Source organism: Pseudaquabacterium inlustre (genome assembly GCF_038066595.1).
Lineage (GTDB): Bacteria > Pseudomonadota > Gammaproteobacteria > Burkholderiales > Burkholderiaceae_C > Pseudaquabacterium > Pseudaquabacterium inlustre.
In genome coordinates this window covers 503,166-528,592 of record NZ_JBBUTH010000011.1, presented here as the reverse complement: position 1 = coordinate 528,592, position 25,427 = coordinate 503,166, and the positions used below count along the sequence as shown (strand labels likewise).

Here is a 25,427-nt window from a genome sequence, read left to right as displayed (position 1 = left end):
GGCCGCCCCAAGCCGGCCCGCACCCGCTCGGCGGGTGGCCTCGCGTATCCGCGAGGCCGGGTGCTCCATTTCTAGGGCCTGACCATCTTGCACTCCGTGCCCTGCGCCAGCTCATTGCCGCCAAAGGCTGCATCGGTGCGGAAGCCCCAGTTCGTGCCCTCGTAGCCCACCTTCACGGCCTTGCCATCCACCGGCGCGATGGTGTTCACCACCTGGGGCAGCAGCAGCTGGTGGTCCTCGGCGCGCATGCGCACCGGGCCCACGCTGGTGTCGAAGCTCAGGTCTTCCATCGCGCGGGCGATCTTGATCGGCTCCAGCGACTTGGCCTTCTCGATGGCCGCGGCCACGAAGCGCGGCGTCATGTCGATGCGCGGCGCCAGGAAGTCCTTGCCGCTCTTGACCTTGAAGGCCTTGGCCAGCGCATCCACCTTGGGGGTGTCGGCCTGGCCGGGGTGCCACTCGGCCACCCAGGTCAGCTGGCCCAGCTTGGCCAGGCTCATGGCCGTCACGGTGCCGGGGAACGCGCCCGCGCTGTGGTTGTAGTAGCGCAGGTTCATGCCCGCATCGGCGGCGGCGCGCAGCAGCAGGGTCATGTCCTGGCCCCAGTTGCCGGTGATCAGCGTGTCGGCCCCCGCGGCCTTCACCTTGCTGAGGTAGGGCGCGAAGTCCTTCACCCGGCCGATGGGGTGGAAGTCACTGCCGACGAACTTCACATCCGGCCGCGCCAGGCCCACCAGCTCCTGCCCGTACTTGGCCCATTGCCGGCCATGGGCATAGTCCTGGTTCAGCAGGTAGGCGCTCTTGACCTCGGGCGTGCGCTTGATGGTGTTGGCCAGGGCCTTCATCTTCATCGCGGTGTTGGCCTCCAGCTGGAAGTGCCAGAAGCTGCAGCGCCTGCCGGTCAGGTCGGGGTCGATCGACGAGTGGTTCAGCACGATCACCTGGCGGTCGGGGTTGCGCTCGTTGTGCTTGGCCGCCGCGTCGATCAGCGCCGCCACCACGGTGGAGCCCGAGCCCCCGGTGACGATCACCCGCGCGCCCTGGTCGATGGCCGACTGCAGCGCGCTCTGGCTTTCCTGGGCCGACAGCTTGCTGTCGAACTGCAGCAGGTCCAGCTTCACCTTGCCCGCCGCGCCGGCGTTGGCGCCACCCTTGGCGTTGATGTCGGCCACCGCGAACTGCACATGCGCCAGCATCAGCTCGCCCACCGACGCGAACGGCCCCGACAGCGGATCGATGAAGGCCAGCTTGAAGCTGCTGTCGGCCGCGCCAGCCTGCGGCGCGGCCAACAGGCCGGTCATCAGTGCTGCCGCCATGGCCGTGGTGCGAAGGGTCTTGCGGATCATGGACAGCGTCTCCTCTGGGCAGTTGGGGTTGGATCGGGCATGTCGGCCAGGCCGATCACGCGCCAGGCCAGGCGGCTGAGCTGCTGCACCACGGCCTCGGCCGGCAGCCGCCCCTCGGGGCGGTACCAGCTGTACAGAAAGCCCGGCAGGCTGCAGGCCGCCAGCGCGGTGATGCGCGTCTCCTGGTCGGCGGCGAAGCGCAGCGTGCCCTCGGCACGGCCACGCTCCAGCAGGGCGCAGAACTTGTCGTAGAAGTGGTGGGCCAGGCGCTTCTGCTCGGCCAGGTACTCGGGCCGGTAGGCCTGCGGCTCGCGGTACGAGAAGAAGGCCGCCGGGTAATGCGCCAGCGTGGCGCGGATCAGGCGCTCCAGCGCCTGCGCGGCCTGCTGGTGCGCGGGCAGCTGATCGAGCGTACCGTCGTCCAGCACGGTGAAGCAGGCCACCGCGGGCGTCCAGCTCAGCGTCTCGAACAGTTCCTGCTTGTTGCGGAAGTAGTAATAGACGAAGGGCTTGGTCACGCCCAGCCGCTCGGCCACCTGGTCGATAGTGGTGCGCGCATAGCCCTGGGTGTGGAACAGCGACTCGGCGGCGCGCAGGATGGCCTCGCGCTTGGCATCGGTGCCGGCCGTGGGCTGGCGTTGCCGCGGCCCACGCTGCCCGCGCGCCACAGGCCCCGGCCCGGCTGACGCGGCGGAGACAGGTGGATTCACCGAGCGCATGACAAGCTACCCATGAGTAGCATTCTTCTACCACCCGGCCACCCACAGCAAGCCCGGCCGTGACATCGTTAACCCGAACCGGAGCCCGCCATGAGCTCGCAGAACCGCTTCAAGAGCGAATTCCCCCACGGGGGGACGGCGCGCAGCAGCAAGGGGGCCGAATGAGCGACCGCACCGTGGACATCCCGCTCGCCGCGCCGCTGCACGCCTACCTGCGCCAGTACGCTCGAACGCAACCGGCCAAGCCCGCCTTCCTGTGGTACGGCGCAGCCCTGAGCTATGCCGAACTCGACGCGGCCAGCGACGCCTTTGCCGCGCGCCTGGTGGCCAGCGGCGTGCAGCGCGGCGAGCCGGTGGCGCTGTTCATGGGCAACTGCCCGCAGTACGTGGTGGCGCATGTGGGCATCCAGAAGGCCGGCGCCGTGGTCTGCCCCTGCGGCCCGCTGAACAAGGCGCATGAGCTGCAGTACCAGCTCGACGACCTGAAGGCCCGCGTCATCGTGGCCGCCGCGCCGCTGCTGCCCATCGTCGAGCAGGTGCGGGCGCAGACCGCGCTGCAGCAGGTGTTCGTGGTGCATTACGCTGATCTGCTGCCCGAGCACCCCACGCTCGATGTGCCGGCCGAGTTGCAGGCGCTGCGCAGCGCGCCGCGCGAGGTGCCCGCAGGCTGCGAAGACTTTCTGGCCGTGATGCGCAGCGGCGCCCCGGCGCCGGCCATCGAGGTGACGCTGGCGGACACCGCGCTGATGACCTACACCTCGGGCACCACCGGACTGCCCAAGGGCGCGATGCTCAGCCACGACAACGCGCTGTTCAAGACCGCGGCCTGCGCCGGCTGCAACGGCGTGCGGGGCGACGACGTGCTGCTGGCCATCGCGCCGCTGTACCACATCGCCGGCATGCTGATGGGCATCGACGTGACGCTGTTCACCGGTGCCACCACGGTGCTGCTGCACCGCTTCGACCCGGTGGCCACATTGCAGGCCATTGCCCGCCACCGCGTCAGCTGGTGGTACAGCATCGCGCCGATGAACGTGGCCTGCATGCAGGTGCCGGGCGTGAAGGAGATGGATCTGACCAGCCTGCGCGTCAACCCGGTCACCAGCTTCGGCATCACCTTCACTGAGCCGCTGGCCGCGCAGTGGCGCGCGCATGCACCGAACTGCGAAAGCTTCGAGGCCGCCTACGGCCTGAGCGAGACCCACACCTGCGACACCTACATGCCGCGCGAGGCCATCCGCTGGGGCACGCACGGCCGGCCAGCGCCGGGCGTCACGATCCGCATCCTCGACCCCGACACCGGCGCCGAGAAGCCCGCCGGCGCCGTGGGCGAGATCGTGCTGAAGAGCCGCGGCAGCTTCCAGGGCTACTGGAACAAGCCCGAGGCCACCGCCAAGACCCTGCGCGACGGCTGGGTGCACACCGGCGACATGGGCGTGCTGGATGCCGAGGGCTACCTCACCTTCATCGGCCGCTTCAAGGAGATGATCAAGGTGTCGGGCTACAGCGTGTTCCCGGAAGAGGTGGAGACGATCCTGATCAAGCACCCGGCCGTGGCCCAGGCCGCGGTGATCGGCGTGGCCGATGCCGACAAGGGCGAGGTGGTGCGCGCCTTCATCGTGAAGAAGCCGGGCACTGACGTGGACGAGGCGGCGCTGATCGCGTGGGCGCGCGACAACATGGCCACCTACAAGGCGCCGCGCAGCGTGCGCTTCATCGAAGCCTTGCCTGCCACCGGCGCCGGCAAGGTGCTGCGCCGATTGCTCAAGGACCAAGTCTGAGGATCATGATGTTCAAGAAACTGCTGGTCGCCAACCGCGGCGAGATCGCGCTGCGCATCCTGCGCGCGGCGCAAGACCTCGGCATCGCCACCGTCAGCGTCTATGCCCGCGACGACGTGGGCGCGCCGCACACGCTGCTGGCCGACGAGGCCGTGGCACTGGAGGCCACCGGCCCGACCGCCTACCTGGACATCGCCACGCTGGTGGCCACGGCGCAGCGTCTGGGGTGCGACGCCGTGCATCCAGGCTACGGCTTCCTCAGTGAACGGGCGGATTTCGCCAGCGCCTGCGCGGCGGCCGGCATCACCTTCGTCGGGCCGGCGCCCGAGCAACTGGCGATGTTCGGCGACAAGGCGCGCGCCCGCGCACTGGCGGCCGAGCATGGCGTGCCGCTGCTGCCCGGCACCGGCGCGGCCACGCTGGCCGAGCTGCAGGCCTTCTTCGCCGAGCAGCGCGCCCGCGATCCGCACTGCGGCCTGATGCTCAAGGCCGTGGCCGGTGGTGGCGGCCGCGGCATGCGCGCAGTGATCGCCCCGGCCGATCTGCCCGAGGCCTACGCGCGCTGCAGCGCCGAGGCGCAGGCGGCCTTCGGCATCGGCGACGTGTATGCCGAGCGCCTGATTCCGCGCGCCCGCCACCTCGAGATCCAGGTCATCGGCGACGGCCGCCAGGTGATGGCGCTGGGCGAGCGCGAGTGCACGCTGCAGCGCCGCTTCCAGAAGCTGGTGGAGATCGCCCCCAGCCCCACGCTGCCCGACGCACTGCGCCAGCAGCTGGTGCAGGCCGCATTGACGCTGGCGCGCGCCAGCGGCTACCAGAGCCTGGGCACCTTCGAGTTCCTGGTCGACGAGTCGTCCACCGACCTGCCCTTCGTGTTCATCGAGGCCAACCCGCGGCTGCAGGTGGAGCACACGGTGACCGAAGCCGTGACCGGCGTGGACCTGGTCAGCGCGCAGATCGCGATCGCCGCCGGCCGCTCACTGGCTTCGCTGGGTCTGGACCCGGCCGCGCCACCCGCCCCGCGCGGCTTTGCCGTGCAGTGGCGCATCAATGCCGAGCGCCTGGATGCGCAAGGCCAGGCCCAGGCCGTCAGCGGCCTGCTGACGCGCTGCGACTTCGCCGCCGGGCCTGGGGTGCGCGTGGACACGCAGGCGCGCCAGGGCCTCAGCCCTTCGCCGCACTACGACACGCTGCTGGCCAAGCTGATCGTGCACCACCCCGGCCATGGCGCCGAGGGCTGGGCCGATGTGCTGCGCCGCTCGCGTCGCGCGCTGGGCGAGTGCCGCATCGAAGGCCTGGCCACCAACCTGCCGCTGCTGCGCGCGCTGGCCGACCATCCAGCGCTGGCTGGCCACGCGGTGCACACGCGCTGGCTGGAGGCCGAATGGCCTGCCTTGCAGCCGCTGCTGGCCGCGCACGCCGACGCCCACCACGCCAGCACCGCCACGCCAGCCGCCGCCGTGGCCGACGACACGCCGCCACCCGGCCTGCAGGCGCTGCGCGCGCCGATGGCCGGCCGCCTGGTGCAATTCAGCGTGGCCGAAGGCGCGCTGCTGGCCGATGGCGCCGAGGCCCTGGTGCTGGAATCGATGAAGATGCAGCACGGCATCGCCGCACCGCTGGCCGCCCGCGTGGCCGCGCGCCGCGTGGCCGAGGGCGACTTCGTGCAGGAGGGCCAGGTGCTGCTGTGGCTGGCCCCCGAAGACAGCGCCGGCACCGCGGTGGACGAGGCCGCCACGCGCAGCCCCGACCACATCCGCCCCGACCTGCAGCGCGCACTCGACCGCATCGCGCTCACCGACGATGCGTCCCGCCCCGAGGCCGTGGCCAAGCGTCATGCGCAAGGCGGCCGCACCGCGCGCGAGAACATCGCCGACCTGTGCGACGACGGCTCGTTCATCGAATACGGCGGCCTGGCCATCGCCGCCCAGCAGCGCCGCCGCAGCCTCGATGACCTGCAGCGCAACACGCCGGCCGATGGCATGGTCACCGGCATCGGCGCGGTCAACGGGCGCGAGTTCGGGCCCGAGCGCAGCCGCACGGCGGTGCTGGCCTACGACTACACGGTGCTGGCCGGCACCCAGGGCTGGCGCAACCACCACAAGAAAGACCGGCTGCTCAAGGTCATCCACGACTGGCAGCTGCCCACCGTGCTGTTCGCCGAAGGTGGCGGCGGCCGGCCGGGCGATGTGGACATGCCCATCGTGGCGGGCCTGAACAACCACACCTTCAGCCAGTTCGCGGCGCTGTCGGGCCAGGTGCCGTTCGTGGGCATCGTGCACGGCCGCTGCTTCGCCGGCAATGCGGCGCTGCTGGGCTGTGCCGACACCATCATCGCCACCCGGTCCGCCAACATCGGCATGGGCGGCCCGGCGATGATCGAGGGCGGCGGCCTGGGCGTCTACAAGCCCGAGGAGATCGGTCCTGCAGCGGATCTGAATCGCAACGGCGTCATCGACATCCTGGTCGACGACGAGGCCGCCGCGGTGGCGGCCACGAAGCAGTACCTGGGCTACTTCCAGGGGCGGTTGGGCGACGGGCAGTGGCGCTACGGCGATACCCGCGCGCTGCGCCACACCGTGCCCGAGAACCGGCTTCGCGCCTACGACATGCGCGCGCTGATCCGCACGCTGGCCGACGAGGGCTCGGTGCTGGAATTGCGCGCCGGCTTCGGCCACGGCATGGTCACGGCGCTGGTCCGCATCGCCGGCCGGCCGATGGCCCTGCTGGCCAACAACCCGCACCACCTGGGCGGCGCCATCGACCCCGAGGCCGCCGACAAGGGCGCGCGCTTCCTGCAGCTGGCCAATGCCCACGGCCTGCCGGTGCTGACGCTGTGCGACACGCCCGGCTTCATGGTCGGCCCCGAGATCGAGCGCCAGGCCCAGGTGCGCCATGCCTGCCGGCTGTTCGTCACGGCCGCGCACCTCACGGTGCCCTGCTTCACGGTGGTGGTGCGCAAGGGCTACGGCCTGGGCGCCCAGGCCATGGCCGTGGGCGGCTTCGATGCGCCGGTGTTCACGGTCGCCTGGCCCACCGGCGAGTTTGGCGCCATGGGCCTGGAGGGCGCCGTGCGCCTGGGCTACCGCAAGGAGCTGGAGGCGGCCGCCGCGGGCGCAGAGCGCGACGCGCTGTACGACAAGCTGGTGGCCCAGCAGTACGCCAACGGCTCGGCGCTGAACATGGCGCAGACGCTGGAGATCGACGCCGTGATCGACCCCGCCGACACCCGCGCCTGGCTGGTGCGGGGGCTGGACAGCGCCGGCGCCGCCACACGCCGCGGCGCGGCCGACATCGGCCGCCGCTTCATCGACTGCTGGTAGGCGCCGCGCCCGGCCTGCGCTGTCAGGCCGGCCGGGCGTCGCGGGGCGATGGCAGACTGCCGGCCATGCGTGTGTTGCTGCGTGTCCTGCTGATCCTGCTGATCGCCCTGCCCCTGCTGGCCTTGGGGGCCCTGGCCCTGGCCCTGCAGGGCCAGCCGCAGGTGGTGGCGGGCCCGCAGATCGGGCCCGACGACATCGCCCGCGCACGCACGCTGCTGCAGCGGCATGACCCGCGCCGCAGCGCCCCCGGCGTGCAGCGCGCCATCGCGCTGACGCCGCGCGACATCGAGCTGCTGATCGGCCAGGCCGGCAGCCACTACGCCCCCGACGGCCAGGCCCGCGCCCGGGTCAGCCTGAAGGCCGGCCAGGCCCGCGTGCAGACCAGCCTGGCCCTGCCGCGCAGCCTGCCGGCGCCGCTGGGCGGGCGCTGGCTCAATGTCGACCTGCAGCTGGCCGACACCAGCGCCCTGCCCGAGGTGCAGTCGCTGCACCTCGGCCGGCTGCCGGTGCCGGGCTGGCTGGCCGAGCGCGCCCTGCCCCGGTTGCTGGAAGCCGTGGGGCTGCAGGCCCAGGGTGATCTGGCGCAGCGCATCGTCAGCCGCGTGCAGTTCAGCGACGCGATGGCGGTGGTGGCCTTTGCCTGGCCGGCCCGGCTGCGCGACACCATGGCCAGCACGCTGCTGCAGCCCGATGAGCAGGAGCGCCTGCGCGTCTATGTGGAGCGCCTGGCCGCAGTGGCGCCGGCGCGTGGGGCCGACCGCAGGGTGGCGCTGTCGGCGCTGATGCCGACGATGTTCTCGCTGGCGCGCCAGCGCGCTGGCGACGGGCCCGACGCGGTGCGCGAGAACCGCGCCGCGCTGCTGGCGCTGGCCCTGGTGGCCAACCCCGGCGCGCTGCACGAGCTGGTGCCTGCCTCGCGCCGCTGGGCGCCGGTGCGGCCGATGACGGTGCTGCTGCGCGGCCGCACCGACACGCCGCTGCACTTCCTGGTGTCGGCCGTGCTGGCGCTGGAAGGCAGCGGCCCGCTGTCCGATGCCATCGGCCTGTACAAGGAAGTGTCGGATTCGCGCGGCGGCTCGGGCTTCAGCTTCAACGACCTGGCGGCCGACCGCGCGGGCACCCGCCTGGGGCTGCGCGCGCGTCAGGACGCCCGTGCGCTGCAGCAGGCCCTGGCCGCGCCGCTGCGCGACGACGACCTGCTGCCCGATGTGAGCGACCTGCCCGAGGACATGCCCGAACGCGAGTTCGTCCGCCGCTTCGGCGGCTTGCAGGGCGCGCCCTACCGCGAGATGCTGGCCCGCATCGAGCAGCGGCTGGACCAGTTGCCGCTGCTCAAGCGCTGAACGTCACGGCGGCAGACCGGGGGGCGAAGGCCAGGCCACTGCCCAGCCGGCCGCACCCGTTCAGTGCAGCACCAGCAGCGGCAGCTTGCTGCGCGACAGCACGTTCTTGGTGTGCGAGCCGAACAGCAGTTCGCCGAAGGTGCCGCGGCCATGCGTGACCATCACGATCATGTCGCAACCGGTGTTCTCGGCCTGGTCGGCAATGGCCTGGTCGACCGACAGCGCGTTGGCATGCAGGCCGGTGAAGGCCACGCCCGCCTCGGCCGCCTGCGACTCGAAGCGCGTGAGCAGCGCGCGAGCGTGGGTGTCGGTCTTCTCGAGGTGGGCCGCGGTCGACTTCTCGTACTGCGACATCTGCACGCCGGGCGTGGGCAGCGGCGCGTCGGGCTCGACCACGAAACCGGTGATCTGCGCGCCCAGTTGCTTGGCCAGCGCGATGCTGGTCTGCATGGCGCGTTCGGACAGGGCGCTGCCGTCGATGGGCACGAAGAGGTTCTTGAACATGGCGAAATCCCTTTGCGGAGAGTGAGATGACGCCATGGTGGCCAGACGCGCCGGGGCCCGCGTTGACCTTGGTCAATGCGGGCCACGCCCGTCAGCCGGCCCGCGCAGGGGCCTGAGCCAGATCAGTTCGAGGCCGCGCTGGCGGCAGGCGCCGCGGCCGAAGCCGGCGCCGACGCAGCGGCCGGGGCCGACGCAGCCGGGGCATGCGAGTCGATGCCGTGCTTTTCGCCGCTCATGTCGATGTCACCGCCGCTCTTGCTCAGGATGAACAGCGCCAGGGCGGCAAAGGCGATGAAGCCGAGGATGAGTTTCCACATGGTGTGACAGGTTCAGGTTGGGGGAAGCGAAAAGGCGCGGCCGCCTGCGAAGGCGGCCGCGGTGCGTGACGCGACGCGGGACTCAGTCGCGGGCGTAGATGTCCACGTCCTTGGTCTCCTTGACGAACAGCACGCCGATCACCAGGGTGATCGAGGCGATGATGATCGGATACCACAGGCCGTAGTACATGTCACCGTTGGCGGCCACCATCGCGAAGGCGATCGTGGGCATCAGGCCACCGAACCAGCCGTTGCCGATGTGGTACGGCAGGCTCATCGAGGTGTAGCGGATGCGGGTCGGGAACAGCTCCACCAGCATCGCGGCGATCGGGCCGTAGACCATGGTCACGTAGATCACCAGGATCGACAGGATCGCGACGATCTTCCACCAGTTGGCCGACAGCGGCACGATCGGGTCGGCCTTGGCGGGATAACCGGCGGCCTTCAGCGCCTCGGACACTTCCTTCTTGAAGGCGGCGATCGACTTGGTGCTGGCCTCGTCGAACTTCTGGTTCACCACGGTGGCGACCGGTGCGGTGATCTGCTTGTCGCCAATCTGGATCACGGCCGGGCCGGCAGCGGCAGCCGCCACGTTGGTGTAGCTCACCGACTGCTGGGCCAGGTAGCGCTTGGCGATGTCGCAGGACTTGGTGAAGTCGATCTCGCGCGCCACCGGGTTGCCCTGGAACGAGCAGTCACCGGCCGCGGCCGTCACCGTCACCTTGGCATTGGCCTGCGCAGCCGCCAGCTTGGGGTTGGCCGCGTTGGTCAGCGCCGTGAACAGGGGGAAGTAGGTGACGATGGCCAGCAGCAGGCCCGCCATGATGATGGGCTTGCGGCCGATCTTGTCGGACAGCGAGCCGAACACCACGAAGAACGGCGTGCCGATGATCAGCGACACGGCCACCAGGATGTTGGCGGTGGGACCGTCGACCTTCAGCACGTTGGCCAGGAAGAACAGCGCGTAGAACTGGCCCGAGTACCAGACCACGGCCTGGCCGGCCACCAGGCCGAACAGCGCCAGGATCACGATCTTCAGGTTCTTCCACTGACCGAAGGACTCGGACAGCGGCGCCTTCGAGACCTTGCCCTCTTCCTTCATCTTCTTGAAGGCCGGCGATTCGTTCATCGACAGGCGGATCCACACGCTGATGGCCAGCAGCAGGATCGACACGATGAACGGCACGCGCCAGCCCCAGTCGGAGAAGGCGGCCTCGCCGATGGCGGTGCGGGTGCCCAGGATCACCATCAGGCTCAGGAACAGGCCCAGCGTGGCGGTGGTCTGGATCCAGGCCGTGTAGGCACCGCGGCGGCCGTGCGGCGCGTGCTCGGCCACGTAGGTGGCGGCACCGCCGTACTCACCGCCCAGCGCCAGGCCTTGCAGCATGCGCAGCGCGATCAGGATCACCGGTGCGGCCACGCCGATCGAGGCATAGGTAGGCAGCACGCCGACGATGAAGGTCGACATGCCCATGATCAGGATGGTGACCAGGAAGGTGTACTTGCGGCCGATCATGTCACCCAGGCGGCCGAACACCAGCGCGCCGAACGGGCGCACGATGAAGCCCGCGGCAAAGGCCAGCAGCGCGAAGATGAAGGCCGCCGACGGATCGAGGCCCGAGAAGAACTGCTTGGCGATGATGGCCGCCAGCGAACCGTAGAGGTAGAAGTCGTACCACTCGAACACGGTGCCGAGTGACGACGCGAAGATCACCTTCTTCTCTTCAGCGGTCATCGGCGCCGCCGCGCCGCCGCCTTTCATTCCCATCTGGGCTGTTGCCATGTGCTTGTCTCCGGTTCTTCCGAGGGACGGTGCGCCTGCTGGGGCACCGCGTGGGGCGGACTGTCGAATCGGTGACTGACCGATGTCTGACGCGCAGCCAACAGAAGCTGACAAATTCCGGTGCAACCCGCAGTGACGGTTTCACTATGTGAGAAACAGAGTGGTTTACTCGGGAAAACCCCGCCGCCCGGAACCACCGTGGCCGGCGGCGCGCCGTCAGCTTCGGCGCTGCACGCCGTCGGGCTGGCGGCCGGCGGTGTCCCACGCGGGGCCGTCGAACCAGGGGTCGTGGTCCAGGGCCGCGCGCAGCATCGGCAGCGCGTCCTGGCCGAAGAAAGCGCGCGGCGCGGTGGCGCCCGCGCCAGCGGTGGCTTCGGGCGCCAGCACCAGCGTGGGCACGCCGAACAGGCCGGCATCGGCCGCGGCATCGGTGCGGGCGCGCAGTTCGTCCTTCACCTCGGCGCCGGTGGGATCGCGCTGCAGTGGCAGGGCCGCGGTCAGCGCGCCCAGCGCGGCCGGCGCGTTGGGATCGGCGCCGTCGCGGCACCACACGTGGCGGAACAGCTGCTCCACCACATGCCGGCCCGGCGTGCCACCGGCCGGCGCACAGGCCAGGGCCAGGCGCTGCAGCGCCAGCGGGTTGAAGGGGTGCGGTTGCGGCAGCTGCAGCCGCGTGCCCTGGGCATGGGCCAGCCACGCCACCTGGCGGTAGGTCCAGGCGCGCTTGGGCGCGATCTCGGCCGGGCCCTTCTGGCCCCAGCGTGCCAGCAGGCCGGCGAACAGCAGCGGCTGGTAGTCCACCACCACGCTCAGGCCCGCCAGCGCCTGCGGCAGGCGGTCGAAGGCCAGCCAGGCGTAGGGCGAGATGACGTCGAAGTGGAAGGCGATGCGCCTCACGCGCCCGGCTCCCGGTTCATGAACCGGATGGCCGCCTCGTGCAGCGCACCACCGGGTGCGGTGCTGGCGGCCGGACCGGCGCCGTCGCGCAGCGCGCACCCGACGCGGCCGTCGCAGCTGCCGCAGGCGCCGCCACAGCCTGCCGCCACGGCCGGTGCCGCCCCGGCGCGGTCGAACAGCAGCGCCTCCCACTGCGGGCGGCGCTGGTCCAGCAGCGACCACACGGCGGTCTTGCCAGCGTCGTCCAGCCGGCCCCAGGCGGCGATCTCGTCCAGCGTGCGCAGGCAGCCCTCGCACCAGCCGGTGGCCGCGTCCATGCGGCAGATGGCGATGCAGGGGCTGGGCACGCCGGCCGCGCGCGGGGCGGCGCTCATCCGGCCTCCGTCACGTCGGCGGCCGGCGCGCCGGTCATGGCCACCAGCTGCTCGGGCGTGGCAGCGAACACGCCGTTGGGGTGGCCCGCCGCGGCCCACACGGTGTCGAAGCGGAACAGTTCGCGGTCGATCAGCACCACCGGCGGCGTGGCATGGGCCAGCGGCGACACGCCGCCGATCGAGAAGCCGGTGCGCGACTTGACGAAATCGGCATCGGCCCGGCCCACCGGCCCGACCAGGGCCGTGACCTTGGCCGTGTCCACGCGCTTGTCGCCGCTGGTCACCACCAGCACGGCGCGCTCCTCGTCCTTGTGGGCCGCCTTCAGCCGGAAGATCACGCTCTTGGCGATCTGGCCCACCTGCACGCCCAGCGCGTCAGCGGCCTCGGCGCAGGTGCGCGCCGACTGTTCCAGCCACCGCGCCGGATGTGGGTGGCCCCGCTGCTGCAGCGCCGCGGCCACGCGCCGGAAGCCCTCGGGGCGGTCGGCCAGGGCCTGGCCCGGCGCTACGCTGGCGTCACCGCTCATGCGAACACCCGGCCCTTCTTGGTGAGCAGCGCCCGGCCCACGCGCGAGACCGGCGGCCGGCCCAGCACGTCGCTGATGAAGCCGCCGGCCTCCACCAGCGCATCGAGGTCGATGCCGGTCTCGATGCCCAGGCCGTGCAGCATGAACACCACATCCTCGGTGGCCACGTTGCCGGTGGCGCCCTTGGCGTACGGGCAGCCGCCCAGGCCGGCCACGCTGGTGTCGAAGGTGTGGATGCCCATCTGCAGGCAGGCGTAGATGTTGGCCAGCGCCTGGCCGTAGGTGTCGTGAAAATGCCCGCTCACCTCGGCCAGCGGGAAGTGCTTGAGCGCACGTTCCATCGCCGCCTGCACCTGACCCGGCGTGCCCACGCCGATGGTGTCGGCCACGCCGCAGTGCTGCACGCCGATGTCCTTCAGGCGCCGCACCACGTCTTCCACCGCATCGGCGCTCACCGCGCCCTGGTAGGGGCACCCGAGTGCGCAGGAGATCGCGGCGCGCACCTTCAGCCCGGCCTCGCGCGCGGCGGCCACCACCGGGGCGAAGCGCTCGATGCTCTCGGCGATGCTGCAGTTGATGTTCTTCTGGCTGAAGGCCTCGCTGGCGGCGCCGAACACCACCACCTCGTCGGGCCGGGTGGCCGCGCCGCCGGCCAGCGCCGCTTCCAGGCCCTTCATGTTGGGCGTCAGCACGCTGTAGCGCACGCCGGGCGCGCGCTGGATGGCGGCCATCACCTCGGCGTTGTCGGCCATCTGCGGCACCCACTTGGGGCTGACGTAGCTGGTGACCTCGATCTCGCGCAGGCCGGCCGCCTGCAGCCGGTGCACCAGATCGACCTTGTGCGCGGTGCTCACCGGCTGCTTCTCGTTCTGCAGACCGTCGCGCGGGCCCACATCGACCAGGGTGACACGGGAGGGAATCATCGCAATCCTCTTTGAACAGACGTCACTATAGCCAGCGCACGGTGACCGACAGGACACCAGGGCGCTGGCCCGGCCCGCGCCCGACGGGTTGGGGATGGAGGCCGCAGCCCAGCCGCGTACGATGGGCCCATGCCCGGCGCCGCCGCCTGGCCCCGCCCCGGAGATGCCCTTGTCCAGCCCCCTGAGCCGCCTGCAGATCGCGCAGCGCATCCACGACCTGCTGCTCGGCGAGATCGGCCATGGCATCCAGATCGAGCGCCTGCTGGGCGACGCGCGCTATGCCCGCGACGTGCTGCTGGTGTGCGACGCCTGCGTGGGCAGCGAACTGATGGCGCTGGCCGCGCTGTTCCGCGACCTGACCGCGCGCCAGCCGGCCCCCGCCGCCCTGGGCCCGGCCGATCCCCCCGCACCGCCCGGTCACGCCATGCAGCCCAACGACTGGGCCCGCGACACCTCGGGCTTCGGCCTGACCCAGCCGCCGGTGCTGCCGCTGGACCCGCGTGGCCGCGACGACAGCCGCACCGAGCCGCCGGTCGAGCGGCGCCGCAGCTGGCTGGGGCGCTGGCGCAAAGAGTGAGCTGGCGCACCCGACATCGCGCATCCGCGAGGCCGGGCGCTGAAAGTCACACGGGTTCAAGCCGCAACAGCTCGCCACCCTCGGCCACCTGGTCGCCCACGCCGTAGAGCAGTTCAGCCACCACGCCGTCGCGCGGCGCGGTCAGCGTGTGCTCCATCTTCATGGCCTCCATCACCGCCAGCGGCTGGCCCTTGGCCACGCTGTCGCCGGCCGCCGCCAGGAAGGCCACCACCTTGCCGGGCATCGGCGCGGTGAGCCGGCCGCCCTCGCCCGCGGCATCGCCGGCATGGGCGATGGCATCCACCTCGCGCAGCACCGCACTGCCCTCGGGCCCGAACACGGCCACGCGCTCGCCGTGCTTGAACACCTCCAGCCGCAGCCGGCGCTCACCCAGCGTCAGGTCATGCAGCGCGCCGCCCAGCGCGCGCACCGTGATGGGCCAGTGCTGGTCGCCGATCTGCAGCTCGCACTGGCCGTCGTGGTGGCGCGCCAGCGCCACGCTGTGCATCTGGCCGTCCACCTCCAGGTCGACGTGGCGGCGCGCGCCACCGTGCAGGCGCCAGCCGTCGCGGCGGCTGAACGGGTCGGCGCCCTCCAGCGCGGCCTCCTCGGCCAGGCTGTGCGCCACCACACCGGCCGCGGCAATGTGCAGCGGCAGCGGCGGCTGGTCGAGCAGCACGGCGCGCTCGCGCTCGATCAGCGCGGTGTCCAGATCGGCGGTGGCAAACGCGTTGCTGTTCACCACGCGGCGCAGGAAGGCCACGTTGGTGGCCAGGCCCACGATGCGCGTGGCCTGCAGCGCGGCATCCAGCCGCGCCAGCGCCTGGGCGCGGTTGTCGCCCCAGACGATCAGCTTGGCGATCATCGAGTCGTAGTGCGGGCTGATGGCATCGCCCTCGCGCACGCCGGCATCCACGCGCACGGCACCGCGCTCGAAAGCCACATGCTCGGGCCAGCGCAGCACGTCCAGGCTGCCGGTGGCCGGCAGGAAGCCGCCGTCGGGGTTCTCGGCGCAGATGCGGGCCTCGATGGCGTGGCCGGCCATGCGCACCTGGTCCTGCGCCAACGGCAGCGGCTGGCCGGCGGCCACGCGCAGCTGCCACTCCACCAGGTCGAGCCCGGTGACGGCCTCGGTGACCGGGTGCTCCACCTGCAGCCGGGTGTTCATTTCCATGAAGTAGAAGCGGATGTCGCCGTCGTCCACTTCTTCCGCGATGAACTCCACCGTGCCGGCGCCCACATAGCCCACGGCCTGGGCCGCGGCCACGGCGGCAGCGCCCATCTCAGCGCGGCGCGCGGCGCTCAGGCCCGGCGCGGGTGATTCCTCCAGCACCTTCTGGTGCCGGCGCTGCACCGAGCAGTCGCGCTCGCCCAGGTGGATGGCTTGGCCCTGCGCGTCGGCAAACACCTGGATCTCGATGTGCCGCGGCCGCAGCACATAACGCTCGATCAGCACATGCGCATCGCCGAAGCTGGCCTGTGCCTCGCGCTGGCAGCTGGCCAGCGCGGCGGCAAAGTCTTCCGGCGCATCCACGCGGCGCATGCCCTTGCCACCACCGCCCGCGCTGGCCTTGATCAGCACCGGATAGCCGATGCGCGCAGCCTCGGCGGCCAGCAGCGCGGGGTCGTTGTCGGCGCCGTGGTAGCCGGGCACCAGCGGCACGCCGGCCTTCTCCATCAGCGCCTTGGCCGCGCTCTTGCTGCCCATGGCGGCGATGGCCGAGGGCGGCGGGCCGATGAAGGCGATGCCGGCGTCGGCGCAGGCCTGGGCGAAGCCTTCGTTCTCGGACAGGAAGCCGTAGCCCGGGTGCACGGCCTGGGCGCCGGTGGCGCGCGCGGCGGCCAGGATCACATCGGCGCGCAGGTAGCTGTCACGCGGGGCCGGACCGCCGATGGCCACCGCCTCGTCACAGGCCAGCACATGGCGGGCCTGGGCGTCGGCCTCGGAGTACACGGCCACGGTGCGGATGCCCAGGCGGCGCGCGGTGGCAGCCACTCGGCAGGCGATCTCGCCGCGGTTGGCGATCAGGATCTTCTTGAACATGGTGTCTCCTTGATCTCTCAGGCGCCGGTCTTCCACGCGGGGTCGCGCTTGCCCAGGAAGGCCGAGATGCCCTCCTTGCCCTCGGCACTGGCGCGGATGTCGGCGATGCGCCGGGCGGTGTCGTCGCGCAGCGCGGCCGTCAGGGGCTGGCCGGCCACGTCCTGCACCAGGCGCTTGCTGGCGGCCACGGCGGCCGGGCCGTTGGCCAGCAGCGCGGCCGTGATCGCATCGACCTCGGCGTCGATCGCCGCCGGATCGGCCAGCACCTGCACGAAGCCCAGGCGGTGCGCGGTGGCGGCCGAGAAGCGCTCGGCCGTGACGAAGTAGCGGCGCGAGGCCTGCTCGCCGAGCGCGCGGATCACGTAGGGGCTGATCGTGGCCGGCAGCAGGCCCACCTTGGCCTCGGACAGGCAGAAGTGCATGCCCTCGGCGGCCACCAGCACATCGCACGCCGCGGCCAGGCCCAGGCCGCCGGCATAACAGTCGCCGTGCAGGCGGCCGATCACCGGCTGGGGGCAGGTGTAGATCGTGAACAGCATGTCGGCCAGCGCCTGGGCGTCGACGCGGTTCTGCTCCCAGCTGTAGTCGGCCATGGCGCGCATCCAGTTCAGGTCGCCGCCGGCGCAGAAGGCCTTGCCATGGCCGCCCAGCACGATGGCGCGCACGCTGTCGTCGGCGCCCAGTGTGGCGAAGGCCGCGGTGAGTTCGGCGATCACGTCGCTGTTGAAAGCGTTGCGCACCTCGGGGCGGTTGAGGAACACACGGGCCACGGCGCCGTTCGGGCCGCTGCGCTGGATGTCGAGGGTGGTGCTCATGGGGTCTCCGGAATCTCGAAGCCCTGCTGTCGCAGGAACTCGGCCACGCGCGGCTGCCACACCTTGGGAAAGCGCGTGAACAGGCTGTGGCCGTCGTCGCCGTGGGGCGGGAACTGGGTGAACTCGGCGCGGCCGCCGGCCTCGCGGAAGGCGGCGAACCAGGCGCGCGGGTAGGCGGGGCCGAAGAACTGGTCGTTCTCGGTGTAGATCCACAGCATCGGCAGCCGCGCCGTGCGGCCGTACTCGGCGAACAGGCGCTCGAGCTGCGGCGTCGCGCAAGGCCGCTGCGGCTGGGTCTCCGGGTTGCCGCCCCCGCCGCCGGCGACGTTGATCGCCGCCACCACGCCGGGCGGGTTCAGCGCGGCCACGGCCACCGCGGTGGCGCCACCGTAGCTCTGGCCCATCACCACGGTGCGGCCGGGCTGCACCTCGGGCCGGTCCTGCAGCGCCTGCACCACGGCCAGGGTCTGGGTGGCCGCCGCGCGGTAGCCGGGCGGGTAGTTCTTGCGGTCGCAGGCCGCACCGGAATCCTCGACGTCCGGTCCGCCGCTCACGCCGTAGCCAATGCGCGTGGGCACGGCCACGGTGAAGCCCTGCGCCACCAGCCAGGGCACCACGGCGCTGTAGCGCGCACGGCCCATCGCGGCCCGGTCGGCGGCCTTGGGCGCGCGCCCATGGTTGAGCAGCAGCAGCGGCCGTGGCGCGCGGGCCGCCGCCTCGTGGAACAGCGTCACCGTGATGGGCTGCTCCACCGCCTTGCCCCAGGCGTCCACCACGCTGACCGGCACCTGCAGCACCTGCTCGGACAGCGCGGCCGGCACCGCCTGCGCCACGCACGCCAGCACGCCGGCCAGCAGCCCCCGGGCGATGCGTCCTGGGGCCCGCGCCGCGCGGAATGCCTGCGGTGACAGACGGTGCATCACGCCCCCCGCGGCCAGGGTTCGCGCCGGTAGGCCCCGAGGGCCTCGGCGGTGCGCCAGGCCGGCGGGGCCTCGGCAGTGGCCCAGGTCTCGCTGGCGCCGGCGATGCACGGGCGCGCATCGGCGTCACCGGCCAAGCGCCACAGCGTGTGCGCGAAGAAGGTGGTCTCGCCCTGGTCCACGCGCACCCACGAGTGCACGCGGCCGTCGCACATCGGCGTCACCTCCAGCACGGTGATGCGCCAGCCCTCGGGGTAGATGGCCTGCACCTTGACGATGGCGTCGGCGTCCAGCAGCCACTCGCCGCTGGCCGGCCAGTGCAGCTGGGCATCGTCGGCCAGCAGGTGGCGGGCAGCGGGCCAGTCGCGCGCCTGCACATGGGCCCACCAGCAGCGCACCAGCGCGGCATGGTGCTGCGCGTCGGTGAGCGACGGCACCGGCAGGGCCTGGCCGCGACCGTCGAAGGCCAGCGGCTTGAGCATCACCACGCTGCGGTAGGTCTTGCCGCCCCAATGCACCTCGTCCACCACGTCGAAGCCGGCCCGCGCATAACGCTGACGCAGCGCGGTGGCCGGCACCGCCGTGTCCAGTGCCAGCGCGGCGTGGCCGTGGTTGCGCGCCCAGGCCTCGGCCCCGGCCAGCAGCGCGCTGCCGATGCCCTCGCCCTGCACCTCGGGCGCCACGGCGAACTGGTGGAAGTGCGCCACGTCGGCGCGGTAGAACCAGGGCGTGGCCCGCGCCCAGGCCTGGATGTTGGGATCGAAGGCGCCGTTGACGGTGACGGTGCCGATCAGCCGCCCGTCGCGCTCGGCCACCAGGCAATGGCCGTGGCGCACGCGCTCGGCGGTCTGGGCCTCGGTCTGGTGCACGGCGGTGAAGTTCATGCCGGCCGCGCCCAATGGCGCATAGGCGCGGTGCAGCAGCGCGGTCAGTTCGGCCAGCGAGTCGGAGGCCTGCAGCGGACGCAGATTGAAGCGGGCGGACGGGTTCATGGCAGCAGCCGGGGGGCGGGGGATGGAGGCGCTGGCATGGTTCCTGCGCCCATCGCGGCCTCACATGCGGAAGACGCCGAACTTCGTCTCCGGAATCGGCGCGTTCAGCGCCGCGCTCAGGCCCAGCGCCAGCACGCGGCGCGTGTCGGCGGGATCGATCACACCGTCGTCCCACAGCCGGGCACTGGCGTAGTACGGGTGGCCCTGCACCTCGTACTGCTGGCGGATGGGGGCCTTGAAGGCTTCTTCCTCGTCGGCGCTCCACTGGCCGCCCTTGGCCTCGATGCCATCGCGCTTGACCGTGGCCAGCACGCTGGCGGCCTGCTCGCCGCCCATCACGCTGATGCGCGCGTTGGGCCACATCCACAGCATGCGTGGGCTGTAGGCGCGGCCGCACATGCCGTAGTTGCCGGCGCCGAAGCTGCCGCCGATGATGACCGTGAACTTGGGCACCTGGGCACAGGCCACGGCCGTCACCATCTTGGCGCCGGCGCGGGCGATGCCGTCGTTCTCGTATTTGCGGCCGACCATGAAGCCGGTGATGTTCTGCAGGAACACCAGCGGCACCTTGCGCTGGCAGCACAGCTCGATGAAGTGCGCGCCCTTGTTGGCGCTCTCGGCGAACAGGATGCCGTTGTTGGCCACGATGCCCACCGGCATGCCCTCGATGTGGGCGAAGCCGCAGACCAGCGTGCTGCCGTAGCGGGCCTTGAACTCGTCGAAGGCACTGTCATCCACCACGCGGGCGATGACCTCGCGCACGTCGAAGGGCTTTCGCGTGTCGGTGGGGATCACGCCATGCAGCTCTTCCGGCGCGAAGCGCGGTGGCTTGGGCGGCACGGTGGCCAGCGGCTGCGGCTTGATGCGGTTGAGCCGGCCCACGCTCTGGCGCGCCAGCGCCAGCGCATGCAGGTCGCTCTCGGCCAGGTGGTCGGCCACGCCCGAGAGCCGCGTGTGCACGTCGCCGCCGCCCAGGTCTTCGGCGCTGACCACCTCGCCGGTGGCAGCCTTCACCAGCGGCGGGCCGCCCAGGAAGATGGTGCCCTGGTTCTTGACGATGATGGTCTCGTCGCTCATCGCCGGCACGTACGCGCCGCCGGCCGTGCAGCTGCCCATCACCACGGCGATCTGCGGGATGCCGGCCGCACTCATGTTGGCCTGGTTGAAGAAGATGCGGCCGAAGTGCTCGCGGTCGGGGAACACCTCGTCCTGGTTGGGCAGGTTGGCGCCGCCGGAATCCACCAGGTAGATGCAGGGCAGGTTGTTCTGCGCCGCGATCTCCTGCGCGCGCAGGTGCTTCTTCACCGTCACCGGGTAGTAGGTGCCGCCCTTGACGGTGGCATCGTTGCACACGATCACGCAGTCCACCCCGGCCACGCGGCCGATGCCGGCGATCATGCCGGCGCTGGGCGCGGCGTCGCGCGTGCCGCCCTGGCCATCCTTCTCGGGGTACATGCCGAGTGCGGCCAGCGGCGCGATCTCGAGGAACGGCGTGTCGGGGTCGAGCAGGCGCTCCACGCGCTCGCGCGGCAGCAGCTTGCCGCGCGACAGGTGCTTGGCGCGCGCATCGGCGCCACCGCCCTCGGCGATCTTCGCCAGCCGGGCGTTCAGGTCGTCCACCAGGGCCTGCATGGCCTGGGCATTGCTGCGGAACTCTTGCGAGCGGGGGTTCAACTTGCTCTGCAGAACGGCCATGCGGTCTCCGGCGCTTGCGGTCTGGATGCGGGGTGGGTTCGAGTGTGCGGCGGGATTATCAAGTGACGTTTACGTAAACGTCAATTGAGCGCAACCCCGGCATGCGGTGGCCCGCGTCAACGCCGATGTTGCGCCGCCGCATCACCCGCATTTGCCTCAGGTCAAACCCTGAGTCAGCGCCCGCGCCGGGCGGCCGCGGGCTTGCGCTGGGCCAATCCGCGGCGCCGCGGCCCGTCGTGCAATGCGTTCACGGGCCCGATGCGAAGAGGGCCTGGCTGTTTGCAACCCTGAGGAAAGAGACCATGACCGCCATCCGCTCCCTGATCGCCATCGCCGCCGCAGCCGCCGCCGTGTGCGCCCTGCCCGTGCAAGCCCAGGACACCGGCAACTTCATCGTGCGCGCCCGCGCCGTGCACCTGGATTCGGCCAACAAGGACGGCACCAACCTGGGTCTGACGATCAACGACAAGACCATCCCTGAAGTGGACCTGAGCTACTTCTTCTCGCCCAACCTGGCGGCTGAGCTGATCCTGACCTACCCGCAAAAGCAGACCGTCTACCTGAACGGCGCCGAGATCGGCAGCTTCAAGCACCTGCCCCCGACGCTGACGCTGCAGTACCACTTCACCGGCCTGAACGGCTTCCGTCCGTACGTGGGCGCCGGTGTCAACTACACCAACATCTCGGCCGTCAACATCCTCAACGGCACGGGCGGCCTGAAGCACAACAGCTGGGGCCTGGCCGCCCAGGTTGGCGTGGACGTGCCAGTCGGCGGCGGCTGGCTGCTCAACGTCGACGTGAAGAAGGTGCAAATCGGCACCAACGTCTACCTGAGCGGCGCCGACAAGGGCAAGTTCAAGGTCGATCCGCTGCTGGTCGGCGTGGGCTTCGGCAAGCGCTTCTGATGCGCTGACGCGTTCAGACACGAGACACGGCCGACGATGAAGAACGCCGCCCTCGGGCGGCGTTTTTCATTGCAAGGTCGTTGCAGGATCCCAGCGCAACCCAGCAACCACCGAGGCCCGGCTCTGCCGGGCCCAGGGTGGTGCCCCCTTGAGGGGGCGGGCGTCAGCCCGTAGGGGGTGGGCTACGCCTCCCAGGCCACGCCGTCCTCGGTGAGGATGGCATCCAGCGGCACGTCGTGCGGCTCGGGCTCCAGCCACGGGATGTAGCCGTGCGCGAAGCCCAGGCCCACCGTCACCGGCCGCGGCGTCAGCGCGGCCAGCGTGCGGTCGTAGAAGCCGCCGCCGTAGCCCAGGCGGTTGCCGCCAGGACCGAAGCCCACCAGCGGCACGAACAGCAGCTGCGGCTGGAACTGCACCGTGTCCTTGGGCTTGGGGATGCCGTAGGCGTCCTCCTCCATCGGGCAGCCGGGAAACCAGGCATGGAAGCGCAGCTGCTTGGTCTCGCGGTCGATCACTGGCAGGCCCAGCATGCGGTCGCCGCTGACCTCGCTCCAGCGGTACAGCGCCGGCAGCGCGTCGAACTCACCCTTGATCGGCCAGTAGGCGCCGATGGCCACCTCGGGCCGGTCGAGCAGCCACACCTGCATCACCTGCTGCAGGTGCACGGCACGCTGGTGGCGGTCGACCATGGCCTGGCGCTCGGCCTGCAGCTGCTTGCGCAGCGTGGGTTTGTCACGCGCGGGCTCGTCGAATCGGAAGCGGCGTTCGGAACTCATGCGCGGGATTGTGGCCCGCGCCGGCCCGCGCGCCCACCCGGCGGCGCCATGCGCAGGTGCGGTGCTGCGACATCGTCCACGCCGGCCGGCCGCCCCCCCTACACTGCGCGCCACCATGGCCGCCCACGCCCGCCCCGACGCCACCGACGCCGGGTTCACCCACCACTGCCTGGAACTGCTGGCCGCACTCGGCCGGCCGCAGGCGCGGCGCATGTTCGGCGGCCAGGGCCTGTTCGTCGAGGCGCTGATGGTCGGGCTGATCGTCGGCGAGCGCCTGTACCTGAAGGCCGACGCGGCGGCCCAGCCCGAATTTGCCGCCGCCGGCGCCGAGCCCTTCGGCTACGACACCCGCGGTGGCCGGCGCGTGCTCACCAGTTACTGGAGTGCGCCGGACGAAGCCATGGATTCCCCCGCCGCCATGCAGCCCTGGGCGCGGCTGGCCCTGGCCTCGGCGCTGCGCGCGGCAGCCAGCAAGGCCGCCCCCAGCAAGCCCAGGGCACGCGCCAGCGCAGCCCAGCCGGCCGCCACCGGGTCAGCGCCGGTCCCCGGTACGCGGCGGCGCGCGCGGCCGGCTTGAGCCGGCGCCATCGCCGCCACATCGGCCTGCCAGCCCAGGCGGGCGGCCACCGCCGGCTGCCAGCTCTCCACCACCACCCGCGCGCCACGGCCCAGCCACAGCCGCTGGCCGGCCGACAGCACCAGATCGTCGCCGCCGCCGTCGCGGGTGAGCCACACGCGGCCCTCGTCCACCGCCAGCCAGCCGGCCTGGGCGGCCTGCAGGCGCCAGGCCCCCTGCAGCTGCAAGGCTCGCTGCTGGCGACCCAGCGCGGGCTGGCGGCGGTCGAGGGCGATGGATTGATGCGAGTGGGTCATGATGGGCTCCGCTGCCGCCAGCCGCCGCGCAAACCCTGCGCGAACGTTGCGGCGATGGCAAGATGATCGGCACGCGACGGCCCGCAGTCCAATGCGATCGATGCCGCGCTTTGATGCGCCAATGGAATGAATCAATCCCCGCCCCCGCCCCCCGCCCTGCCCAACACACCGCGACGCCCGCTGGCGCTGGACAGCCTGCGCGCCTTCGAGGCGGTGGCGCGGCGCCTGTCCTTCAGCGGCGCGGCCGACGAGCTGTTCCTCACGCAGTCGGCCATCAGCCGGCAGATCAAGGGCCTGGAGCAGGAGCTGGGCGCCACGCTGTTCAACCGCGGCACGCGGCGCGTGGAGCTCACCGCCGCCGGCGAGGCGCTGCGCCAGGCGGTGATGCCGGCGCTGGAGCGCATCGACCGCACGGTGCGCCAGATCCGCGTGGCCCAGGGACGGCGGCATGTGAACCTGTCCACCTTTGCCTCGTTCGCCACGCTGTGGCTGCTGCCGCGCCTGCCCACCTTCCAGCAGCGCCACCCGGACATCGACATCCGCATCAGCGCCAGCGACAAGATGACCGAACTGGACGACCCCGAGGTCGACCTGGTGCTGCGCTACGGCTTCGACGACGTGGCCACCACACCCGAGGCCGAGCGCCTGTTCGGCGAGCGGCTCACGCCGGTGGCCAGCCCGTGGCTGATGGCGCAGTCGCGCAGCGGCCAGGTGCCGCCGCTGGCGCGCGCCGCCGACCTGGCCGGCCATGCGCTGCTGGAGGAGGACGACCACCGCCCCAGCGCCGTCTACCTGAGCTGGCGGCGCTGGCTGCGCGAGGCCGGCCAGCCGCTGCTGGAGCCGCGCCGCTGGATCTACCTGAACTACACCCACCAGCAGGTGCAGGGCGCGCTGGCCGGCCAGGGCGTGGCGCTGGCGCGCATGGCCCTGGTGCACGACGCGCTGGCCCGTGGCGAGCTGGTCGAGCCCTTCGGCCCGGCCGGCCGCATCGACAGCCCCGCCGCCTACTGGCTGCTGCCGCTGCCCGGCGCGCGGCTGCGGCCCGAGCTGCAGGCCTTCATCGGCTGGATCCGCGACGAGGCCGCGCTGACCCGCGCCGCGCTGGCCGACCCGGCCGCCTCGTCCGACCCCTACGGCACGGCCGGCGCCCGCGCGCTGCCGGCCGATGCGCGGCGCGCATCGAAGCCATGACGAAAACTCACCCCTGACGCGGCCGGCGCCGCCTAGCATGCATCGCCCAACCCACTGCCCCTCACGCCCCGGAGCCCCGCGATGAAGCTGTACATCGGCAACAAGAACTACTCGTCCTGGTCCATGCGCCCCTGGGTGCTGATGCGCGAGAAGGGCATCGCCTTCGACGAGGTGATGCTGCGCTTCGACAGCTTCAGCGCCGATTCGCAGTTCAAGCAGGCCATCGCCGCCGTGTCGCCGGCCGGCCGCGTGCCGGCCCTGGTGGACGACGACGGCCTGCTGGTCTGGGACACGCTGGCGATCGCCGAGTACCTGGCCGAGCGCTTCCCCGAGAAGGCGCTGTGGCCCACCGGCCGCGCCGCGCGGGCCCGCGCGCGCAGCGTGTGCGCCGAGATGCACAGCGGCTTCGGCGCGCTGCGCGGCGCGTTCCCGATGAACATCGAGGCCCGGCTGCCCGAGGTGGGGGCGCGCCTGCTGGCCGAGAAGCCGGCGGTGGCGGCCGACCTGGCGCGCATCACCGCGCTGTGGACCGAGGCCCTGGCCGCCAGCGGCGGGCCCTTCCTGTTCGGCGACTACTCGATCGCCGACGCCTACTTCGCGCCGGTGGCCTCGCGCATCCGCACCTATGCGCTGCCGCTGCCGGCCGAGGCCGCCGCCTATGTGCAGCGCCTGTGGGCCACCGCCGGCGTGCAGGCCTGGGAGGCCGAGGCCCTGACCGAGGCCGACTTCGTGCCCGAAGACGAACCCTACCGCACACAGCGCTGATCGGCGCACATCCCACGGCCGCGCGGGGCCTGGGGTA

At 71.8% G+C, this 25,427-nt stretch carries 22 protein-coding genes and 2 pseudogenes; 8 read left to right on the top strand and 16 right to left on the bottom strand.

The window, feature by feature from the left end; genetic code table 11:
* Window positions 1-71 precede the first annotated feature (71 nt).
* Both AACH10_RS25085 and AACH10_RS25080 read right to left on the bottom strand, forming a co-directional pair.
* Window positions 72-1,346: a branched-chain amino acid ABC transporter substrate-binding protein gene (locus AACH10_RS25085; RefSeq protein WP_423228660.1), complete on the bottom strand. Its 1,275-nt coding sequence runs from the start codon at window positions 1,344-1,346 to the stop codon at window positions 72-74.
* Window positions 1,343-2,014: a TetR/AcrR family transcriptional regulator gene (locus AACH10_RS25080; protein ID WP_341413303.1), complete on the bottom strand. Its 672-nt coding sequence runs from the start codon at window positions 2,012-2,014 to the stop codon at window positions 1,343-1,345. Before AACH10_RS25080 ends, AACH10_RS25085 begins: the two co-directional genes overlap by 4 nt.
* Window positions 2,015-2,226: 212 nt before the next feature.
* Between AACH10_RS25080 and AACH10_RS25075 the strand changes: the two genes are divergently transcribed.
* From AACH10_RS25075 to AACH10_RS25065, 3 genes are all read left to right on the top strand, one after another.
* Window positions 2,227-3,846 (top strand): AMP-binding protein, encoded by a 1,620-nt coding sequence (locus AACH10_RS25075; RefSeq protein ID WP_341413277.1) that lies wholly within the window; start codon window positions 2,227-2,229, stop codon window positions 3,844-3,846.
* A gap of 8 nt (window positions 3,847-3,854) precedes the next feature.
* On the top strand, window positions 3,855-7,169 hold the full coding sequence (locus AACH10_RS25070) for an acetyl-CoA carboxylase family protein (protein ID WP_341413276.1): 3,315 nt from the start codon (window positions 3,855-3,857) through the stop codon (window positions 7,167-7,169).
* Between the two features lie 65 nt (window positions 7,170-7,234).
* Complete coding sequence (locus AACH10_RS25065) at window positions 7,235-8,512, top strand: hypothetical protein (protein ID WP_341413275.1); 1,278 nt, start codon at window positions 7,235-7,237, stop codon at window positions 8,510-8,512.
* A gap of 60 nt (window positions 8,513-8,572) precedes the next feature.
* Here the strand turns inward: AACH10_RS25065 and AACH10_RS25060 are convergent, their stop codons facing one another.
* From AACH10_RS25060 to AACH10_RS25030, 7 genes and pseudogenes are all read right to left on the bottom strand, one after another.
* Window positions 8,573-9,016 (bottom strand): universal stress protein, encoded by a 444-nt coding sequence (locus AACH10_RS25060; RefSeq protein ID WP_341413274.1) that lies wholly within the window; start codon window positions 9,014-9,016, stop codon window positions 8,573-8,575.
* Between the two features lie 122 nt (window positions 9,017-9,138).
* A complete protein-coding gene (locus AACH10_RS25055; RefSeq protein ID WP_341413273.1) occupies window positions 9,139-9,333 on the bottom strand; it encodes a hypothetical protein in 195 nt (64 codons plus the stop codon).
* 82 nt (window positions 9,334-9,415) lie between these two features.
* A complete protein-coding gene (locus AACH10_RS25050) occupies window positions 9,416-11,116 on the bottom strand; it encodes an MFS transporter (protein WP_341413272.1) in 1,701 nt (566 codons plus the stop codon).
* A gap of 216 nt (window positions 11,117-11,332) precedes the next feature.
* Window positions 11,333-12,013, bottom strand: a complete 681-nt coding sequence (locus tag AACH10_RS25045) for a DsbA family protein (protein WP_341413271.1) — start codon at window positions 12,011-12,013, stop codon at window positions 11,333-11,335.
* A gap of 182 nt (window positions 12,014-12,195) precedes the next feature.
* Window positions 12,196-12,387, bottom strand: a pseudogene (locus AACH10_RS25040) (DUF1289 domain-containing protein); the annotation flags it as partial.
* Window positions 12,384-12,914 carry a YbaK/EbsC family protein gene (locus tag AACH10_RS25035; RefSeq protein ID WP_341413270.1) on the bottom strand — a complete coding sequence of 177 codons (531 nt, stop codon included), beginning with the start codon at window positions 12,912-12,914 and terminating at the stop codon, window positions 12,384-12,386. The gene AACH10_RS25035 and the pseudogene AACH10_RS25040, both read right to left, overlap by 4 nt.
* Window positions 12,911-13,837: a hydroxymethylglutaryl-CoA lyase gene (locus AACH10_RS25030; protein ID WP_341413269.1), complete on the bottom strand. Its 927-nt coding sequence runs from the start codon at window positions 13,835-13,837 to the stop codon at window positions 12,911-12,913. The genes AACH10_RS25035 and AACH10_RS25030 overlap by 4 nt, the downstream gene beginning before the upstream one ends.
* Window positions 13,838-14,006: 169 nt before the next feature.
* On the opposite strand from AACH10_RS25030, the gene AACH10_RS25025 reads away from it, so the two are divergent.
* Window positions 14,007-14,414 (top strand): hypothetical protein, encoded by a 408-nt coding sequence (locus AACH10_RS25025; RefSeq protein ID WP_341413268.1) that lies wholly within the window; start codon window positions 14,007-14,009, stop codon window positions 14,412-14,414.
* Between the two features lie 46 nt (window positions 14,415-14,460).
* Here the strand turns inward: AACH10_RS25025 and AACH10_RS25020 are convergent, their stop codons facing one another.
* From AACH10_RS25020 to AACH10_RS25000, 5 genes are read right to left on the bottom strand one after another with little or no spacing between them, the layout of a single operon-like run.
* Window positions 14,461-16,458 (bottom strand): acetyl/propionyl/methylcrotonyl-CoA carboxylase subunit alpha, encoded by a 1,998-nt coding sequence (locus tag AACH10_RS25020; protein WP_341413267.1) that lies wholly within the window; start codon window positions 16,456-16,458, stop codon window positions 14,461-14,463.
* Between the two features lie 17 nt (window positions 16,459-16,475).
* The gene (locus AACH10_RS25015) at window positions 16,476-17,273 is read right to left on the bottom strand and encodes an enoyl-CoA hydratase/isomerase family protein (RefSeq protein ID WP_341413266.1); all 798 of its coding nucleotides are present in this window, start codon (window positions 17,271-17,273) and stop codon (window positions 16,476-16,478) included.
* Entirely contained in the window at window positions 17,270-18,193 is a 924-nt protein-coding gene (locus AACH10_RS25010) for an alpha/beta hydrolase family protein (RefSeq protein ID WP_341413265.1), read from the bottom strand. The genes AACH10_RS25015 and AACH10_RS25010 overlap by 4 nt, the downstream gene beginning before the upstream one ends.
* Entirely contained in the window at window positions 18,193-19,185 is a 993-nt protein-coding gene (locus AACH10_RS25005) for a GNAT family N-acetyltransferase (protein ID WP_341413264.1), read from the bottom strand. The genes AACH10_RS25010 and AACH10_RS25005 overlap by 1 nt, the downstream gene beginning before the upstream one ends.
* Window positions 19,186-19,245: 60 nt before the next feature.
* Window positions 19,246-20,880 (bottom strand): carboxyl transferase domain-containing protein, encoded by a 1,635-nt coding sequence (locus tag AACH10_RS25000; protein ID WP_341413263.1) that lies wholly within the window; start codon window positions 20,878-20,880, stop codon window positions 19,246-19,248.
* A 302-nt stretch (window positions 20,881-21,182) separates the two neighbouring features.
* Between AACH10_RS25000 and AACH10_RS24995 the strand changes: the two genes are divergently transcribed.
* A complete protein-coding gene (locus AACH10_RS24995) occupies window positions 21,183-21,785 on the top strand; it encodes an OmpW/AlkL family protein (protein WP_341413262.1) in 603 nt (200 codons plus the stop codon).
* Window positions 21,786-21,967: 182 nt separating this feature from the next.
* Here the strand turns inward: AACH10_RS24995 and AACH10_RS24990 are convergent, their stop codons facing one another.
* Window positions 21,968-22,561: a 5-formyltetrahydrofolate cyclo-ligase gene (locus AACH10_RS24990; RefSeq protein ID WP_341413261.1), complete on the bottom strand. Its 594-nt coding sequence runs from the start codon at window positions 22,559-22,561 to the stop codon at window positions 21,968-21,970.
* A 115-nt stretch (window positions 22,562-22,676) separates the two neighbouring features.
* On the opposite strand from AACH10_RS24990, the gene AACH10_RS24985 reads away from it, so the two are divergent.
* On the top strand, window positions 22,677-23,138 hold the full coding sequence (locus tag AACH10_RS24985) for a TfoX/Sxy family protein (RefSeq protein ID WP_341413260.1): 462 nt from the start codon (window positions 22,677-22,679) through the stop codon (window positions 23,136-23,138).
* 71 nt (window positions 23,139-23,209) lie between these two features.
* On the opposite strand, the pseudogene AACH10_RS25375 reads toward AACH10_RS24985, so the two are convergent.
* Window positions 23,210-23,434 (bottom strand): annotated as a pseudogene (locus tag AACH10_RS25375) (DUF2917 domain-containing protein); the annotation flags it as partial.
* Between the two features lie 126 nt (window positions 23,435-23,560).
* On the opposite strand from AACH10_RS25375, the gene AACH10_RS24980 reads away from it, so the two are divergent.
* Complete coding sequence (locus AACH10_RS24980) at window positions 23,561-24,625, top strand: LysR substrate-binding domain-containing protein (protein ID WP_341413259.1); 1,065 nt, start codon at window positions 23,561-23,563, stop codon at window positions 24,623-24,625.
* A gap of 81 nt (window positions 24,626-24,706) precedes the next feature.
* Entirely contained in the window at window positions 24,707-25,390 is a 684-nt protein-coding gene (locus AACH10_RS24975; protein WP_341413258.1) for a glutathione S-transferase family protein, read from the top strand.
* Window positions 25,391-25,427: the final 37 nt, after the last annotated feature.